General features: G+C 37.6%; 18 protein-coding genes and 1 tRNA gene. 11 read left to right on the top strand and 8 right to left on the bottom strand.

The features are described 5' to 3' along the window. Positions 1-36 precede the first annotated feature (36 nt). The 10 genes from I6E69_RS10775 (at position 37) to I6E69_RS10820 (ending at position 6701) form a co-directional block, all read left to right on the top strand. Complete coding sequence (locus tag I6E69_RS10775) at positions 37-630, top strand: FlgO family outer membrane protein (RefSeq protein WP_197098619.1); 594 nt, start codon at positions 37-39, stop codon at positions 628-630. Between the two features lie 13 nt (positions 631-643). After that, positions 644-1336, top strand: coding sequence for a FlgO family outer membrane protein (locus I6E69_RS10780; protein WP_197121234.1), 693 nt, complete (start codon positions 644-646; stop codon positions 1334-1336). 7 nt (positions 1337-1343) lie between these two features. Beyond that, complete coding sequence (locus I6E69_RS10785) at positions 1344-2012, top strand: FlgO family outer membrane protein (protein ID WP_197121235.1); 669 nt, start codon at positions 1344-1346, stop codon at positions 2010-2012. A gap of 72 nt (positions 2013-2084) precedes the next feature. Beyond that, positions 2085-2159 (top strand) — tRNA-Arg (locus I6E69_RS10790). A gap of 304 nt (positions 2160-2463) precedes the next feature. Beyond that, positions 2464-3702, top strand: coding sequence for an integrase domain-containing protein (locus I6E69_RS10795; protein ID WP_182749731.1), 1239 nt, complete (start codon positions 2464-2466; stop codon positions 3700-3702). Positions 3703-3712: 10 nt separating this feature from the next. After that, positions 3713-4498 (top strand): hypothetical protein, encoded by a 786-nt coding sequence (locus I6E69_RS10800; protein WP_182749732.1) that lies wholly within the window; start codon positions 3713-3715, stop codon positions 4496-4498. 140 nt (positions 4499-4638) lie between these two features. After that, positions 4639-4839: an AlpA family transcriptional regulator gene (locus I6E69_RS10805; RefSeq protein ID WP_121637829.1), complete on the top strand. Its 201-nt coding sequence runs from the start codon at positions 4639-4641 to the stop codon at positions 4837-4839. Further along, positions 4839-5243: a hypothetical protein gene (locus I6E69_RS10810; RefSeq protein WP_182749734.1), complete on the top strand. Its 405-nt coding sequence runs from the start codon at positions 4839-4841 to the stop codon at positions 5241-5243. The genes I6E69_RS10805 and I6E69_RS10810 overlap by 1 nt, the downstream gene beginning before the upstream one ends. Before the next feature lie 60 nt (positions 5244-5303). Further along, entirely contained in the window at positions 5304-5723 is a 420-nt protein-coding gene (locus I6E69_RS10815) for a hypothetical protein (RefSeq protein ID WP_182749736.1), read from the top strand. Positions 5724-6035: 312 nt separating this feature from the next. Then, complete coding sequence (locus tag I6E69_RS10820) at positions 6036-6701, top strand: inovirus-type Gp2 protein (protein ID WP_231619765.1); 666 nt, start codon at positions 6036-6038, stop codon at positions 6699-6701. Between the two features lie 216 nt (positions 6702-6917). Here the strand turns inward: I6E69_RS10820 and I6E69_RS10825 are convergent, their stop codons facing one another. The 7 genes from I6E69_RS10825 to I6E69_RS10855 all read right to left on the bottom strand — a co-directional run bounded on the left by I6E69_RS10825 (position 6918) and on the right by I6E69_RS10855 (position 15332). Beyond that, positions 6918-7733 carry a hypothetical protein gene (locus tag I6E69_RS10825; protein ID WP_182749738.1) on the bottom strand — a complete coding sequence of 272 codons (816 nt, stop codon included), beginning with the start codon at positions 7731-7733 and terminating at the stop codon, positions 6918-6920. 133 nt (positions 7734-7866) lie between these two features. After that, complete coding sequence (locus I6E69_RS10830; RefSeq protein ID WP_197121236.1) at positions 7867-8103, bottom strand: DUF1269 domain-containing protein; 237 nt, start codon at positions 8101-8103, stop codon at positions 7867-7869. A 339-nt stretch (positions 8104-8442) separates the two neighbouring features. Next, positions 8443-9273, bottom strand: a complete 831-nt coding sequence (locus tag I6E69_RS10835; RefSeq protein ID WP_182749739.1) for a DUF2971 domain-containing protein — start codon at positions 9271-9273, stop codon at positions 8443-8445. 569 nt (positions 9274-9842) lie between these two features. Then, a complete protein-coding gene (locus I6E69_RS10840) occupies positions 9843-11600 on the bottom strand; it encodes a GGDEF domain-containing protein (protein ID WP_197121237.1) in 1758 nt (585 codons plus the stop codon). Positions 11601-11995: 395 nt separating this feature from the next. Beyond that, positions 11996-12928, bottom strand: a complete 933-nt coding sequence (locus I6E69_RS10845) for a hypothetical protein (RefSeq protein ID WP_002961341.1) — start codon at positions 12926-12928, stop codon at positions 11996-11998. Positions 12929-13073: 145 nt separating this feature from the next. Further along, the gene (locus I6E69_RS10850; RefSeq protein WP_149602265.1) at positions 13074-14522 is read right to left on the bottom strand and encodes a dihydrolipoyl dehydrogenase; all 1449 of its coding nucleotides are present in this window, start codon (positions 14520-14522) and stop codon (positions 13074-13076) included. A gap of 81 nt (positions 14523-14603) precedes the next feature. Then, positions 14604-15332 (bottom strand): glutathione peroxidase, encoded by a 729-nt coding sequence (locus tag I6E69_RS10855; protein WP_002961336.1) that lies wholly within the window; start codon positions 15330-15332, stop codon positions 14604-14606. Between the two features lie 112 nt (positions 15333-15444). On the opposite strand from I6E69_RS10855, the gene I6E69_RS10860 reads away from it, so the two are divergent. Then, positions 15445-16347 carry a LysR substrate-binding domain-containing protein gene (locus I6E69_RS10860; protein ID WP_138488688.1) on the top strand — a complete coding sequence of 301 codons (903 nt, stop codon included), beginning with the start codon at positions 15445-15447 and terminating at the stop codon, positions 16345-16347. Here I6E69_RS10860 and I6E69_RS10865 read toward each other — a convergent pair. Continuing rightward, positions 16344-17537: a flagellar assembly protein FlgT gene (locus I6E69_RS10865; RefSeq protein WP_149602267.1), complete on the bottom strand. Its 1194-nt coding sequence runs from the start codon at positions 17535-17537 to the stop codon at positions 16344-16346. The two genes, I6E69_RS10860 and I6E69_RS10865, sit on opposite strands and share 4 nt — an antisense overlap. Positions 17538-17647 lie beyond the last annotated feature (110 nt).

Raw genomic sequence — 17647 nt, forward strand, 5'->3', positions numbered from 1 at the left:
CTTTATCCTCAGTATGTTTTGAAGAGGATGGCAATTATGCGCCTTTTACTGCCTTTATTATTTTTAAATTTAGCTGCTTGTAACTTGGTGCCACCACCAGAACCAAGTGTGCCTACAAATGCATCTAAAGCGGCCATGGCTCCTTTTACGGTTAATGATTATGTAGTGAATTTAACGTCGCAACTTAACCACCTAAATGGAGCGTTAAATGCTAATGCACGTGTTGGCGTTAGTAGCTTCTTTTATGCAGACGCACTAGATACAAAATTAGTGACTGGGCAGGCCTCAGGCTTAAGTCAGCAGATCCAAGAAAGTCTGCTTACACAATTTACTCAACTAGGTTATCACACCGTTGAGTACAGACTTGGGAATAACCTTTCTTTATCAGAAAACTCAGACAGTATTTTAAGTCGCGATTTAAGTAAATTACGTAATCGCCAAAATATTGACTTGGTTATCACAGGAACAGTGACTCGCCAGCAGCATGCATACATAGTTAATGCACGGCTTGTGAATATAGAAAATAAACAGGTGCTCTCTGCGGGAAGTACCGAGATCCCAATTAATGTAATGTGGGGCAATGAGAAAATTCAGCAGCGTGACGGACTTTTATACCGAAGCGAATACTAATTTGGAGCACAAAATGAAAAACCTATTAATTACAGTATGCTTACCTCTGGGCTTTGGTTGCTCTCAAATACTAGGCACAATGAATACAGACACCGCAACACCACAAAGTGAGCAAAGCAACCAACTGGTGAGTAACCAACGCGACGTTGCAGCGCCTGTTTCTGACGATAACTTATTTCAGTCAGGAATGGCTCCACAGGATAACTACACAAAAGCAACACCGCCAATGCGTAAAAATATTAACCATTATGTGCGCGGCATAATGCAAGACATGGTTGAAAACTTACAGTACGTAAGTGAACAAACACCATTAGCTGTTTCGAGTTTTATTTTTTTAGATGAAGACTACAACGATGGTAGCTTACTAGGGAATCAAATTGCAGAAAGCTTCATGCATGAATTACACAGCTTTGGTGTACCCGTTATTGATTTTAAAACAACTGATTATATGCGCGTTACCTCAACAGGCGACTTTGTATTTAGTCGCGACTATTTAGAGCTAAATCAAGATCAAAACTTTAAGTATGTACTAGCCGGTACGCTTGTAAACCATCAAGGTGGTGTACTTGTCAATGCACGTATTGTTGGGCTAGAAAGTAAGGCCGTAGTCGGTTCTGCACAAGGGTTTATTCCACAGTCGGTTGTTGATGCGCTTAATAGTAGCTATCGCACTGATGGCATAATGTTAAAACAAGCAAGCAAGTGAGATAATTATGTATAGTAAATTATTAAACCGCTTTATCGTTTTTTTTGCTTTAGCTAATTTAACTGGTTGTGCCTTTACTCAAAATAATGAAAGTGCTGAAATGAATGCATCTTCAACCACACAAGTAAATTATGACCTAGCAAGCATGCTTAAAACAGCCGAGCAAAAATCAACTCAAGAGGATGCTAACGGCAATCAATTTACACCACTTCAGCACCATAAAACACTTGCTAACTATGTAGAGCAAATGGCACTTGATTTAGTTGATACGCTTGAGTATGAAAGTGATACTGACACCAACATTAATATTGCTGTTACTACTTTGGTCGATCTTGATTCATCGCTTACTAAAAGTAATCAATTGGGTAATCAAATTTCTGAAACATTAATTCATCAGTTACAAAAGTTTGGTTATGGCGTGGTTGATTTTAAAACAACCCAAACAATAGATGTAAATAGCCGTGGTGATTTTGCATTTTCGCGTGATATTGAAAAGCTTAGCGAAGAGCAAATGGCGAGCCATGTATTAGCGGGTACATTAATTTATCGACATGATGCTGTTGTTGTAAATACACGTGTAATTAACGCGCATACAAAAAAAATCGTCGCGAGTAGTCGAAAACTAATCCCAATTTATGTACTAAATAAAGAAGATATATACTTATCAAGTAATTAAGTTCAGTTGTCGCTTGATATAAAAAACCAGATGCCGTTATAATTCACACCTCTAAGCATACAGCTTATTTGTGGCCTCTTAGTTAAATGGATATAACGGCCCCCTCCTAAGGGGCAGTTGCAAGTTCGATTCTTGCAGGGGCTACCAACTTACGTTTTTGTTTGTATTTCATACTACTTCATATTCATTCATATGAGACCAGCTTAATCGTCTAGGGCTTGCTGTAGCTGGTTATACCTAAAGTTCAAGTTCTACCATATCCCACCATAACCACTTTTTATATTCCATTTTTTTAGTTACACTCATAGTTACACCGAATCATTTTATCGATTTTGATGTAACTAAAACCGCTGTAATTCAGTTAAGCAGATGAAAATTAAAGGAAGAATGAGGATCTTGATTTAAGTATCCCATTTTAGGCCTAGCTACCTGTTCGGAAATGGAGTGAAACATGGCAAGAGCAACAACCCCTTTGAATGATACGCAGATAAAAAATGCGAAACCAAAAGCAAGTGAATACCTATTGTCGGATGGTGGCGGGTTAGGCTTACGTATAAAAAAGAATGGCTCTAAAACGTGGCTGTTTAATTACTACCGTCCGCACATCAAAAAGCGAGCTCAAATAAGTTTTGGTATTTACCCTGCAGTGACGTTAGCAGTAGCTAGAAAGAGGCGTGACGAGGCAAGGGCGTTACTTGCTGATGATATTGACCCTAAAGAATATAGAGAAAAAATTCAGAGCACCAAGATAACTGAGGCCAAGAGCACATTTGAGGCAGTGGTTAGGGAATGGGTATCGCTTAAGGAGCCAAAGGTAAGTACTAGATATGCTTTTAATCTGCGTAGGGGGTTTGAGATTCACCTTTTTCCTGATGTTGGTGATATACCGATTAGTAAACTCTCGGCTCAATTGACTATTGAAGTCTTAAAGCCGTTAGCTGCTGCTGGAAAGTTAGATATTCTTAATCGAATTTGTAGGCGCATAAATGAGGTTATGGAGTTTGCTATTAATACAGGCCGACTACAATCCAATAATTTAAGAGGTATCAGCAAGGCATTTGATAGCGCTACTCATACAGGTATGTATAGCTTTGCTCCGCAAGAATTACCCGATCTTATTAGCATAGTGAATAGCGCTAACATCAAGCTAATTACAAGATGCTTATTTGAATGGCAGCTACATACAATGGTTAGACCTGGGGAGGCTGTGAAGGCTGCTTGGAGCGAGATTGATTTTGAAAATAGAACGTGGAATATTTCAGCGGAAACAATGAAAAAAAAGCGACCTCATACCGTACCACTTACGCCTCAATTACTATCTTTACTTGAATATATGAAGCCAATCACAGGCCATCGTGAATTTATTTTTCCTGCATATAAAAACCCTCGTAATCACTTAAGCCGTGAGACCTTAGGGGCAGCGCTTAGGAGAATGGGCTTACAAGGTAAGCAAACAGCCCACGGTTTACGAGCGCTTGCCAGTACAACACTGAATGAACAAGGTTTTGACTCTGATTTAATTGAGGCCGCACTAGCGCATGTAGATAAAAACCAAGTACGCGCAGCCTACAACCGAACCGACTATTTAGAGCGCAGACGTAAAATGATGTGCTGGTGGTCTGCTCATATTGAAGCGGCTAGCAAGGGTGATTACTCGGTCACTGGCAATCAGCATTTAAAAGTAGTTTAAGGATTAGCTAATGGATGAATTTATTAGTGTAGATGAAGCGTTAGAGGTGCTTTTTGATAAAGCAGATATGGACGATAAACAAAAGTTAAAGCGCTTATTTCAGTATTACAAGAGAGGGGAAATTGATTTTTATATTGAATTATTTGGTCGGCATAGTCGTTATGGTGTGCGTGAAAATCAGCAGGAAAGCCCTGAAAGTATAGAAAAGTTGGAGGGCTTTTTTAAGTTGAACCGACAGCATTGTGATGAGTATTTCTCTGAATTATTGCTTTTACATTTAGGTGTAGAGTTCAAAGATAGTGATGTTGAAGCGGGTAGCAATGTTATTGATCCCTACGATCATCACCTTTTCTATGAAAGCTTTAGTATTGGGTTGGTGGAAGATATTGAAGGGCAAGTGTGGAAGTTAAAGGATCAAGAGCTAGCAGAATATAAAGGAATTGAAGTACATCATATTCACCCTATACACCCTCAAGTTGATGACTTATTAATTAAGGCTGATCAAGTAGCAATATTAGTGAAAGCAATTAAGCCAAAAAAAGAGCCTCATAATCGTTTCGATATTATAGATAAAAGTAATAGGGAAAGAATGGAAATACTGGGGGCAGCATTAGCTGTATTATCTGAATTTAGGGGGGAGTGTGTAACAAAAACCACAGGTAAAGTGGCTGGCGCAAAGGTAGCTAAGTTAGTTGAAACCAAAGCACAGCTATTTTGGCCTGAAACATTGGAGCCTCCACAAGATAAGGGGTCGATTGAAAAGATAATTAATGAATGGTTGAATAAAGCAAGGTGAATTTTGTTTTGAATCATATTCTTATATTTATTTTTAGAAAGCTTAGTCTTGAAATCCGCAACCAAAAGTTAGCTGTCGTGTAATTTATTTTTGAGTCCTTAATATTCGCCTTGACCCAATAAAATAGAAGGTGAAAGGCGATGACAGATAGAATTTTAAAATTAAATGATGTTGTGGAAATTACTGGCGCTAGCGTATCTACGATTAACCGCTGGGAAAAGGCGGGTAAGTTCCCTGCTAGAAAAAAGCTAGGTATTAAGGCTATGGGCTGGCTTGCTAGTGATATTCAAAAATGGATGGAAAGCTTGCCCGGTGCTAATGAAGTGAAAGGGGCGGCCTAATGAAAGGGAGCAGCGGCAAAAAAGCCGCCACTCAAGCCAATTCAGCAGCCAATGATAATAGCCCAAAAAAGCCGAGAACGCAGCCAAAGAAAGAGCGAGCATTTATTTATATTTTACAGCACCCTGCAGGTGCTACAGAAAACGATATTTTGCGTAACGTTGGACTATCCAGTGGCAGGAACTACTTTACGCAGTTAGAGCGCTTGCACGGTTTTGAGTTAACGCGAGTGAATGATGAGAACCCAGACGGTATAGGTACTCATCTTAGATATAGCTTTTCATCACCAGAAATAGCAGCGGCAATTTTGAAAGAGATTAACGCGAGCCGGGCAAGGCGAAAAGCAGGAGTATTAAGCAAGGAGCAAGAGGCGGATTTGTTGGCGCCTTTTAATCGTTTGTCATAAGTAATTACTAAAGTATTGCCATTACCGGCTATTAAAAATTTAATTAAAAGGAACAGGACGATGACTACAAACAATATGAAATATGATGCTAGCATTTCGGCAGACAATTTTGACTATCTTGATGGGGCGGTAAGTCAGGTACATAGCCTAACAGTGTTTATTACTGCTAATGATAACTACAAGTCTATGACAGGGGCCACATTAGCAAACTTACTTTGGACGGTTAGCGATCGCATAGGGGGAGTTTTAACGGATAGCGTTGATATGTATTTTGGTGAAATTCCTAGAGAACAATTGAAATTTGAGCAGCTTTTAATTCAGGCTAAAACGGTGCTGGACGCTTTGCGCAATAGTGAGGGGTTTGGCGGATTGCTTGGAGGTCATCTGAGTAATGTAATTTGGCTGGTGGATGGTCTGCTTGAGGATGCTATAAAAGAATTAGGCAAAATGTCTACTCGTTCTGATGAACAGGCCGCTTAATAAAAATATGCGCCACCAGCATATTAAATCAACTTTGAATTATCCCTTGGTAGTGATCGTGGCCAAGGGAAACCCACCTAAGAAAATAGCCTAAAAAACCTATGTACCAGTATTTTTATGTAAGCGAATACTATCGCTGTGTGCTTTGTCGTTTATGGCTTTTTGTTGGTGAAGCAATATGAACACTCAAAGTCGGTTTTTTACCCTCGAAAAAAGGCTATTTTTGAAGATGCGCCCCAGTAGAGGCGTTATAGCTATGGATAGTAGCTACTAACAATTAACTGGGTATTTAATAATATCTACGGCTCATGAATGACTAACCAACTAACCATAAATAACAATGATAAAGGGTATGAACACATTTTTGTCCACGGTGAAAAAGGATGGTGGGTAAACGCTGGAAAAAGTGGATTAATGGTTAAGCCTATGCGAGCTATGCTAGACCAGATTGAGGCTATGTTGAGCAACCATAGTCGTGTGATGTTAATTCGTTTTGATTTGCGTATGGAGTCGTACACGCCAGATAACAAAATCATCACTGTATTTAACCGTAGGCTGTTTAAATGGGTTAAGGCTCAATATGGGGTTAGTCGTATTGGTTTTGTATGGTGTAGAGAGCTTGAGAGGGCAAAACGTCAACATTACCACTATGCGCTTATGCTTGATGCGTCAAAAGTTAACTATCCAAACAGCATAACCAAGAAGGTTTTACAGATATGGGGCGAGCTTAACGGTTCGGCTTATGTACCAAAAAATTGTTATTACATCATGAAGCGTGATTGCTTGGAGTCACAGCAAGAGGCTATTTACCGTATATCTTATTTAGCTAAAGCGCGTGGGAAGGGCTACAAAGCTACTCAGGCTAAAAATTACGGTGCTAGTAGGATAAAGCTAAGGGCTAATGGGTTTTATGGCTCTTTTAAAGCGTGTGACAGGGTGAACAGTGCGGAACAAATGGCGGAACAATTAAAATTTTAAGTAGTTGTTTTTTATCTGGTAGTTATTAAATTCGGAACAAATGAGGGCTTAAATAAACGATTTGTTTTTTTAGGCGTCTAATAAAAGGCACTGTAAGCTCTTAGTTGAAAATTAACTTTACAGACCGGGCAATATTTTTTGTTGCCGTAATTTGTCACGTCTATCTGGAGTAGTTCGAGAAACAATTTTAGCAATTTGCTTGTTAGATGGTTGTTGTTAATTTTCGAGAATAAGGTTAAAAATTTCATGTTCATTCAATGGACCCTCTGAAAGGAGATCTAATGTCATCTCATCAATATTAAAGAGAAATAAATCGATAAGAGCATTACGAACCTCATGGTTATCGTTATACCTTGCAATAAAATCTAAAATATCGAAGAACCTACGAATTGGTTTAGCTAATTCTTCTTTTGGTAAGTCCATGTAATATTGATTCATTAGTTCATGTTTAAATAGAGCGAGAACTAGGGCTGTATCCTCTAAATTATGTATATCTGTTGATGGAGCATACTTAGGTTCTCCAAATTTAGTAAAACATTCCTCATGAGTAAAATCTTTTAGAACACAACAAAACCTGTACTTAGATAGTTCACGGTTGGCACGTTCATCTTCAAGTATTTCATATAGCGGCATTTTTTCATTTTTAGCACTGTCGTTGAGTAGCTTATTGTAAGCTTGATTTTTTTGCTTAAATGAAATCTTTCGTTCGAATGCCTTGGTTGAACTATCTAACATCGCATTAAAAATCTTTATCGCTTTATCAAATTCTAAAACATCGTTAGTTGCTTTAAGTTCTTTTTTGCTTGTCTGCCAAGTGAGGAAAATAAAAATAGAGGTAATAGCCAATAACGGAGGAGTTAATATTCCATTAAAGTAGCTTGCAGTATCTACCCAATTCTTTAATGGGGCGTCTAAATTAAAATTAAAAGAACTAAAAAAATACCAAGCAACAACAAAAAACAAGACGACAATCGTAAACCCGTACAAACATGTAGAGACTATTGTTGTGTTATCGTTCTTTTTTTTACTCATGATCATTCCTTTGTGTAAACGCATTCTTATCGATTTTTAATTACTTAAAAATTAGAATTATTATATACCGACCAGTATTAGCTCTATGCATAACAAATGGGGGAGGTATGGGTTACTAAACTTAATTTGTAATTTAAAGTGATCCAGCTACAAAGCCAACCGCTGCCCCAATAGCCGTTCCCCAGCCTGGCATTATTTGCGTTCCAATCATTGCGCCTGAACCAGCGCCACTAAGTTGAGCACTTTTCTGCTGCTGATCTAAATTATTATTTGTCATTTCACGATTTTGCTCTAAATCTGACAGGGTTTTTAATGATCCTGTCGCTTTGTTCTTAGTGCTTTGTCCCGCTTGCATAATTGAATAGCTCATAAGTCAGCCTCGATGATATTGAGTGATATTTAAGAGATAGTTTACTGATGTGTGGGTATTATGCAATTTGATAGCTTTATAGTTTGTGTCCCTAGTCGCAGTAGAACATAACAAAACGCAGGATAGTAAAAAATTTAAGTTTTGTTTTGTAAGGTTGATAAGTTTAAGGGGGAACATTTTGACGCTGGAAAAATCAGTTTGTTCTTTTGTAATTATACTTAGTTAAATTAATCACTGTAGCTTCATTTTTGGAACTTAAACATGACTCAATAAAATTATCATTTTTTGTTTGCATATGGTTTATTGATGCAAGCTGAGTCATGGGGGGCTTAGCTTTTTTTAACGACGTTGTCGAATTTGACCACTCAGCTTGCTCTTTTTAAAGTTTGATTTTGGTGAATACTTTTCTATTAATGCCTTTACTAAAAGTTCATCTGCATATGAGCATAGTGGGCCTAAAGTGATAGACATATTAGAAAGCTTTTTTGGGCAGATATCTACGTCGATGAATTCTGTCTTAGGAGGAATACCCAAGTATATTGATTTAATTGCGGTATTAGAAATTTCAATAATATTTTTTGAGCAGTATCCATTAGGAGGTGGAGGGAAAGCCAATAGGTTGTATCTATACTCCTCTTGAAAAGACCATACCTTATTCTTGTGAATAGCTAAATTACCTGCTACTGGGATACTCATAGTTGCTTGCCCATCAGGCTGAACTTGTAAATCAACTGTGTTTTCATATATCCCTGAAACATTATCAACATACTTGACCTCTTTCCCGAAGTGCCTTTTTATTAAGAAGTCTGGCGATATATAATATTGATCACACATCATTTGATTAAGTGGGATTGGCGATAAGGTATCATCAGAAATATTAATATTTAGGTTAGGCATATCTAAAGGATTTGGCTTTCTCATATAAAAAGGGTTATCGTCAAATGTGATGCGAACCCCTCTCATGTCTGAAGTGTACATTTTCCAAAGAGGAATACTTTCCTCGTCATTAGTTGTCCAACAACTAATATAAATAAATGGCGAAAGATCATATTTTCCGTAATTTTTTGATTCCTGAACATCATCAACATTCGTAAGTCGGTTGAATCGAATCTTCTTTGAATTAAGAATCAGAGCTAGTGTCTCTATGGTAGTATAGTGATGCTTGTTCATTCTTTCCCTTTGAGTAAGTATATAGATTCTGAATAGAGTACTATATTCCTATAACTATGTTGACACCCACATATCTTAATTTTTTTAATTATGTCTATAAGTAAACTTACATTTGGTTGGATATCTAATTAGCTATTTAATTTTGAATATTAATTTAATTCGTTCCATGAATAATTATCCTTTTCTATTTGTAGTCCAATAATTTCACTTCTCATAAACGCTGTAAATAAGATTAGCAAAGTAGTGACAAAACAGTTTAGTTACACTGATAGTTACATTGTCTTGCTGTGATTTTGTTTAATTTGATTTATTTCAATGGTTTATGCTCTTAATCTGGTGTTTGCAGGGGCTACCAATTAAATCAAAGACTAATATTTATCCAAAACGAAGCGATACTAGCTACTAGTTTGGCCAACTTTAGTTCTTCAGTAATCTTTGAAACTTTCGCTCAAAAGTAAAAAGCTGCCGTTCAAATTACTACCTTTTGGATAATTGTGTATCCAAGCTGAAAGTCAGTTTGTCATCGATATATATTTTCTTACCGCGCATAAGGTAAGGTTCTTAATTAGCTATTTTGGGGCAAAGCAAACTCTGTTTTTACCAGATTTTTTAGCTATATATAACTTATCATCGGCTTTCCTTATTAATGAATTTAAATCTGAATCAGAATTGCTATAAAGTTCAACTGCTCCCATTGAGAATGTTATATTTGAAAGACCATCGACTTCCACCTTGGATAATTTACTTGAAAGACGCTCAAATAAATTTTTTGCTTCTTCAATCGAAGTAGCTGGTAGGATAAATAACCACTCTTCACCTCCCCAGCGACCAAATTTATCCATTGCTCTAATATTTTCTGAAGCAATATCTGCAAATTTCTTTAGCACAAAATCCCCCACATCATGCCCATAAATATCATTTATAGATTTAAAGTCATCTAAGTCAGCCAATAGTATTGTTAAATTTTGACATTTGCGTTGAGCGATTGCTAATTCTTTGGTTGCTTGAATGGTAATTGCTCGTCTATTTGGCGCACCAGTTAGCACATCAATCATTGCTAATTTACTCAGTTCATTTTTAGATTTTTGACTCCGGTAAACAATGAGTGAAAGCAAAAGTACAGTTATCGATAACGTGATAATAAACATAACTAAAATATAATTTTTTTGTTTTTCATTTTCTTTTTCTAATTTAGTTACTTCAAGCGACTGTTCTAAAATTCTGTTTGCGCTTTTTTGCTCTTCAACTTTATATTCAGCGAGTAATTCATCTAATTCTTTTTGGCTCTTATCGTCTTCACTAAGTAAGTTTTCGTAATAGTTATCTTTATATTTCATAGCATCTTCGAATCGTTTTTGTGACTTACTCAATTCAAAAAGCCATTTATATAACTTTTTTATCTGATAGTCGTCCATTAAGCTATAGTGGTCTTCAATTAATTTATTAATCATGGACTCAGCTTCTGACAATTCACCATAACTTTGTAATAATTGAATATATAATATGGAGCCGTCTAATGCCGTTCTAGTGACGCCAAAGTCAGATAATATCTGGATAGCCTCTTTTAATGTTGATAAGCTTTTGTTCTTGTCTTCAATCTCCAAGTACCCCCAATAAAGTAATACTTCAGCTTTGGTTACACAAGAATCCACTGAATCTAGCATGCTAACCCATTTATCTCTTTTCTTTTTATATTCAACAGCACTATCAGTATTTAAATCGGGATAGGCTTCGCTGCCTTTTCTAAAGTTAACGTATAATATTAATTCAGGATCACCAATTTCATTTGCTTTAATCTCAGCTTTATCAAAATAGGTATTTTTTTCTTTTTCTATGCTCGATTCGGCATTATCAAAATAGCCGCCTATTAAAGATAAAGCTCTAACTTCAATAGAGTTTTTTGGCTCACCTATAAAATAGGATTTGTATTCACTAAGTAATGCAATTGCTTTTTCAGTCTTTGAATCCCAAAACCAACTTTGAGCCATTACGTATAGATGCCATGCAAAGCGAGGATTACTTTTATCTAAAATATTTAAGGCTGTAATCTTGTTTCTAATAAGCTCTATGTTATTTCTATCTTTTTCAGCATCAGCAATTGTTAACTCACTGAATAAAAGGTGAGTTTCAATATTGTTATGAACACAATGATTTTTTAAATGTTCGTTTATTGCCTTTAATTTTTTGACGTTTAGAGTCTCTATCGAATTATAAAGACTTGAAATAACAGAGCCATAATTTGTACAACGACTCTCTTGCGCATTGCTATGAAATGTAATGAGAGTCATTACTAAAAGAGCGGTGAGAATTAAAGGTTTCAACTTCATTGTTATTTACTGCAAATTATAGTGGTAAACCAATTTCCGTTTAGGTTATCAGAAAGAATAAAAGTTACTACACATACGCTAAAATTTATATGCTGCTATGCATATAAATAAACTTCGAGACATTATAGTTAGGAGTTGTAAGTTATATCCGATGTTGTTTATAAGCGAGTATTGGGAAGGAGAGTGCTTAGGGAAGGTCTACTTTGTAAAGTTAAGTGAAAAATACAAAATGATCGTAATCTTTCCTGAACGTTCAATGCTGTTCTTGGAAACTTAAGGCGTTAATAACTAATCCGTGAGGCGTTAGCAAAGAATCAACTTTCTGGTTAAGTTCTTATAAATAAAAAAGCGAGTAAATATAAATCCACTCACTTTATAATTTTGTTAGCTAGGTCTTAACCATCACTAGTAATTTTATCGATTAACTCACTAAGCACGGCTTCAGCTTTACTTGTTTCTACTTGGCAAGTACCTGCATTTAAATGGCCGCCGCCGCCGTATTTAAGGCACAGTTCGCCAACATTGGTGTTTGAACTGCGGTTAGTGATTGATTTACCTATGGCATACACTACGTTTTGCTTTTTAAGGCCCCACATTTTATGAATCGAGATATTGCAGTCGGGGTACATGGCATAAATAACAAATCGGTTTGTGGCGTAAATTGTTTCTTCTTGAGTTAAATCAAGGACCACTAAGTTTTTATGGACGGTAGCGCATTGAGAAATTTGCTCTTTGGCTTTTTCGTTATGCTCGTTATATAAAGCAACACGTTCGGCTACGTCTTCCATTTGTAGGATTTCTTCGATGCTCTGATCTTTACAAGCATCAATCAGTTTCATCATTAATTGGTAATTTGAAATTTTAAACTCGCGAAAACGGCCAAGTCCAGTTCGCGCATCCATAATAAAGTTCATTAATACCCAATCTGTTGGGTTTAATATTTCGTCTTTTGAAAACTGAGCAGCATCGCCTTTGTCTACCGCGTCCATCATTTCAACAGAAATATTTGGAAGTTTTTCAGCGCCGCCATAATAGTCATAAACTACGCGAGCTGCTGATGGTGCTTTTGGGTCAATAATATGGTTTTTTATGTCGCTTGAGTTGCGAACGGTTTCACTAAGGTGATGATCGAATGCTATATGACAGCCTGCAACGTAGGGGAGGTTGGTCGTAATGTCGTTTTCGGTAATGTCTATTTTGCCATCTTGCATGTCTTTTGGATGAACAAATAAAATATCGTCAATTAGGTCTAAGTCTTTGAGCAATACGGCACAAACTAAGCCATCAAAATCGCTGCGAGTGACTAGTCTAAATTTATTATTGGGCATAGCTATTCCATCTTTTTAATTGAATTATCAATTAAGTGTAACAGCTAAATTTTTTTTTGAGAGGTCAGCTCAAAAAAATTATAAAAAAAAGCCAAAACGTTAGTTTTGGCTTTTGCTTAGCAAGTTTGTATGTGTGGTAAATAGGTTATGCGCCTGGGCCACATTCCATACATGAATTTACAATGTCTGGGCCAAATTTAAGTTTGGCGTTTAAGTCGCGAAGGGCGGTACGTAACCCTTCTTCAATTACTGGATGGTAAAATGGCATATCAAGCATTTCTGGTACGGTCATTTTGTTTTGTACAGCCCAAGCCAATAAGTGAGCGATGTGTTCGGCTTGTGGGCCAATAAATTCTGCACCTAAAAATAAGCCTGTACCTTGCTCTGCATATACACGCATATGACCTTTGTTTTTAAGCATTACTCGGCTACGGCCTTGGTTTTCAAAGCTTACTTCGCCTACTTCAAAACAACCGCATGGGCCTAATCGGTCAGTAATTTGCTTGTAGCTTTCGCCGACCATGGCTATTTGTGGGTCGCTAAATACAGCTGCAATTTTTGCTCTGCGCAGACCTATACGTACATCTGGGAAGCGCCCTGCATTTTGACCTGCAATAGCACCTTGGTCAGATGCTTCGTGTAACAATGGGAGCATGTTACTTGCATCGCCGGCTATAAATATGTTCGACTCACCACATTGCATTGTATGTGTGTCTGCGTGCGGTACGCCGCGTTCATCAAGTTCAATGCCGGTGTTTTCAAGGCCTAGTTTATCTACGTTAGGTACTCGGCCTGTGGCTGCAAGTACGTAGTCAAACTGTTCGGTGTGTTTTTCACCTTGTTTGTCGGTGTAAGTTAGCTGTGCTTTGTCGCCAACTTGCATCATGTCAGATACGTTTGAGTCGGTATCTACAAAAAATTCTTCAGCAAAAACAGTATTCGCGTAGTCTTTTACTACTGGATCTGTAAGTGGGCCAATTGCGCCGCCTACACCAAATAGTTTTACATTTACGCCTAGTCGGCTAAGTGCTTGGCCAATTTCAAGACCTATTACACCAGGGCCAAATACAGCGACTGATTCTGGTAGGTCATCCCAATCAAATACATCGTCGTTTATAATAAGTTTGTCACCAAAGTTATTAAATACGCCAGGGTATGAAGGGCGTGAACCGGTGGCAATTACAAAGCGTTTTGCTGTTATAATTGTATGGTCGTCTATTTGTATGCGGTTTGCGTCTAAAAATTTAGCGTAACCACGAATTTTATCACCATCTGGTAATTCATCTACGGCTTCTACTACGAATCCTACAAAACGATCTCGTTCACTTTTAACGCGTGCCATAACTGCTTTGCCATCAATGACTGGCTTTGAGCTATGAACACCAAATGCAGGTGCCATTTCAATTGCGTGTGCGGCTTCGGCGGCTGCAATCAATAACTTGCTTGGCATACAACCAACACGTGCACATGTGGTGCCGTATGGACCTGATTCGATCATTAATACATTTTGTGTGAACTGTTTAGCATTACGATAAGCACTTAAACCAGCAGTGCCAGCGCCTATAACAACAACATCGGTTTGCAATTCTTTCATAGTGGTATCCTTTATTATTTTCAATCTAAGCGATGAGATTGATATAGAGGGGCGCGTACGCCCCTGCTATTTTTTACTTAATTAAGCAAAGTATTTTTCTAAGTCGTCTGAACCACCGATGTGTTTACCACCAATGAATATTTGTGGAACAGTGTCACGACCAGATACAGCTTTTAGACTTGTTAGTGATGCGCCGGCACCCATAACAATCTCTTCATATGCGAAGCCTTTTTCTGCAAGAAGCTCTTTTGCTTTTTTACAGAAAGGACAGCCAGGTTTAGTAAAGATGCTTACAGGTTCTGGTTTAGCTTGCTTAGGGTTGATGTAATCAAGCATTGTGTCTGCATCAGATACTTCAAACGGGTCACCTGGTAAATCTGGTTCGATGAACATTTTGTCAATCACGCCGTCTTTAACCAGCATAGAGTATCTCCAGCTGCGCTTACCAAAGCCTAGGTCGTTTTTGTCTACTAACATGCCCATGCCGTCAGTAAATTCGCCGTTGCCGTCTGGTAATAAAGTAATGTTTTGCGCTTCTTGATGTTCAGCCCATGCGTTCATTACAAAGGTATCGTTTACTGATAAACATACAATTTCATCAACGCCATTTTGCTTAAGTACGCCCGCTAATTCGTTGTAACGTGGTAAGTGAGTTGATGAACATGTTGGTGTGAATGCACCAGGTAGTGAAAACACTACAACCGTTTTACCTTTAAAAATTTCATCTGTTGTTACTGATTTCCATTCGTTATTTTGACGAGTTGCAAATGTAACACTTGGGACTGTTTGACCTTCGATATTGTTTAACATAGTTTTTGTTCCTCTTGATTTGTTGATAGCCATTATGGTGAATAATTAAATATAGTTCCAATCGTTTGTTTGTATTAAACTGATAGTTATAAACTATCACGTAAAGCTGAATATGAACTTAAAAGATTTTGAATATGTAAAAGCAATAGCGCAATACAAGCACTTTCGCAAAGCTGCCGATGCATGTTTTGTAAGTCAGCCTACATTAAGTGGCCAAGTAAAAAAACTCGAACATGAGCTTGGCGTTACTTTATTTGACCGCTCAACTAAACAAGTTACGTTAACAGCAAAAGGTGAACGTTTGTTGACGCAAATAGAGATTATTTTAGAACAAACGCAAATACTCAAAGAACTTGCTGCTACTTCTAATGAGCCTCTACAAGGTAAATTAACTATTGGTATTATTCCTACCATTGCGCCTTACTTGTTGCCTGCGTTATTAACATCAATGAAAGCGGCATTTATTGATAGTCAGTTTTCGTTTATTGAGATGCAAACAGCAACAATTTTAGAAGCTTTAAATAATGGCGAACTCGACTTTGCTATTTTAGCCGATGTGCCAGAGCTTATTAATTACCATACGGTTGCTTTATACAAAGAAGATTTTTTAGTGGCGGTATCACAAGATAACGCGCTTTCTAAGCATAAAAAAGTGGCGTTGAGCGACCTTCAAGGATGCAGCCTACTAATGTTAAGTGATGGTCATTGCTTTAAAGATCAAGCCCAAAAGTTTTGTTTTTCTGCGGGAGTCGATGTATCTAACCAGTATAAAGGCAATAGTTTAGAAACATTATTAGCGTTAGTGGCCATGGATGACGGTATTACATTTGTACCAAAACTGGCATGTACCGACCGTGTAGGGATTGATTACTTGCCTATATTCCCTAATCAGCAGCGTAATGTGGTGTTTGCATGCAGAAAGCATTATCCGCATTTATCGGGTGTAGAACAATTGGGCGAGTGGTTATCGGCTCACCCTAATTTAAAAGCTAAATTAACTAAAAAGGTTAATTAAAGATCTTGGCTGATTATTTCTACTACATCGTTAATTTGCACGCCAGGTAGCGGTTTATTGTCAATACTGACTGCTACTGCAGTTTGCTGATAAAGCTGCTCAACGCGAATTTTATTAAGCGTGGTGATGGTGTGCGGCATAACATTACCTGCCGCGTCGGTTAAATAGTTATGGTGAGCAATGCTTAGCATCTGGCCTTTTTTCAAACCATGAGCTTTACCTAAATTAATAACGATTTTGCTATTTTCCATGTGCATTATTTTGCCTTGAGTTGGCAAACACGCCATGGCTGCTTGAATGTCATAACTTACTGCTTGGTTGATATCAGTTATGCTTTGCCCATAAGGCGATTGCCAAAACCTATCACTATTAACGTCAACTATGGTTGTTTTTTCAAATGGCCATATTGCTTGAGTATGGTAACTATTTTGCCAAAGTTGCTCATAGGTAGTGCCATCAAATAATACAAATTCAATGTTGTAGCTGCGCTCATACGCCTCGTCTTGCCAAAATGCATAATCGTTATTGAGTTTGTCGCTAGTCGAAAGGCTGGTTATTTGGCTAAGTAATACATATTGAGCGTTACTGCGCGAAGATATTTCTTCTAATTGGGCATTTGAATAGTCGTGCTGCTGCGAAAAGTACTTATCAACGCTTATTGCATTATTATAGTAAGCAATAGGCACTGCGCTCATTTTTGATTTTTGCAGGGAAGTAAAAATATTTTTGCTAATCGCTTTGCTTACGTCAAATATTTGACCCATTTTGGCATGTTCACGATGAACAAGTTGGCTTTGTGTAACGGCCACAAACTTATTAAAACTATTTTGTGGGCATTGCTCTGTTTGAGAAAAAATATCGAGCCGTAATGTAACGGCAAATTTATTGTCGTATTTATTTTCGCTGACCAGTTCAATTTTTTGAATTTCGCCGTGGCTGCTAATTTTTAGCTGATCTTGCATTAACACGCCATCTACCAAGGTTTGCACAGAGCTAACCCGTGCGCCAGAGAATACTAACGCCTGTGTAATCGCATCTTTTATAGCGGCAGATTTAGCCGCGCTTGTATCACCATTTTGGACGTTCGCGTGACCCGTTGATTCATACCACTGTGCTTTAGTAAAAGGGGAGAACGTTAATAATGCCGTTGCGCTTAATCCTGCAAATGCCAATGATAAAAACGACTTCATACTTTTACTCCAATTAAACGTTAGCTATTAACTAGGTAGAGCAAGGACTGTACCAATGTTATTTGGTAATTATTAGTAATGCCATAAATGGCATTAAACGTGCATATGTA

The sequence above is a fragment of the Pseudoalteromonas sp. NZS100 genome, assembly GCF_015864815.1.
Taxonomy (GTDB): Bacteria; Pseudomonadota; Gammaproteobacteria; order Enterobacterales; family Alteromonadaceae; genus Pseudoalteromonas; species Pseudoalteromonas distincta.